Origin of the sequence: Tropicimonas sp. IMCC34011, assembly GCF_003390865.1 — a bacterium.
Classification (GTDB): domain Bacteria; phylum Pseudomonadota; class Alphaproteobacteria; order Rhodobacterales; family Rhodobacteraceae; genus Tropicimonas_B.
This window is the reverse complement of sequence record NZ_QMEJ01000011.1, coordinates 1-700: the sequence shown is the minus strand read 5'-3', so window position 1 is coordinate 700 and position 700 is coordinate 1. Positions and strand designations below refer to the sequence as shown.

The following is a 700-nucleotide window of genomic DNA, read 5'->3' as shown; positions in this document are numbered from 1 at the left end:
CAATTTTGCCACGCGGCGCCCCAGACCGGTCATTCAGTTGTGGTGCAGCATTTCCAACGGCACAAGGTCGGCAGTGCGGACTTAGCTGCTGTTGCTGCTTAGGCATTACTTTGAACGTTATCAAAGAAATCCCCGAGGTTCTGCGCGACTGCGTCGGGCGCATCTTCCGCCATGTGATGTCCGCTCATGATCCTCTGCCGCATGACAATCTTTTCGGCCCATTCGGACCAGGGCTGTGCGGGATCGCCGTAGATGCGTTCCATGTCATCATACGCCGACCAAAGCAGGCCTAGCGGGCACTGAAGACGGCGGCCGGCAGACCTGTCAGCTTCGTCATGGGCATAGTCGAATTCGAGGCCGGCCCTGTAATCGGCGAGCATTCCGCGCACTACGGCCGGATCGCGTGTCGCCGCGCGGTAGTCGGCGGCGTTCAGCGGTCCCATTCGCTCTTCGTCGACCGGATACCACAGGTCTGGATCGGCTCGGATCGCCGCTTCCGCCTTTGCGCTTTGTGCGAAGAAGAACCAGTGCCACCAGGACTGAGCGAACCGCCAATCCGCGCGCGTCAGAGCCTCGTATATCGGCACCCCGTCCATGATGGCCAAGCCAGCCACGGCGTCGGGGAAATCCATCGCGAGGCGGAAGGCCCGGTAAGAGCCGCGATCGTGACCGGCAACGCCGAACCTGTCGAAGCCCAGCA

The 700-nt window shown here is 61.7% G+C and carries 1 protein-coding gene; it reads right to left on the bottom strand.

Annotation, left to right across the window (positions count from 1 at the left end):
* Nucleotides 1-98 precede the first annotated feature (98 nt).
* Entirely contained in the window at nucleotides 99-632 is a 534-nt protein-coding gene (locus tag DQG15_RS17975) for an alpha/beta hydrolase (protein WP_198665197.1), read from the bottom strand.
* Nucleotides 633-700: the final 68 nt, after the last annotated feature.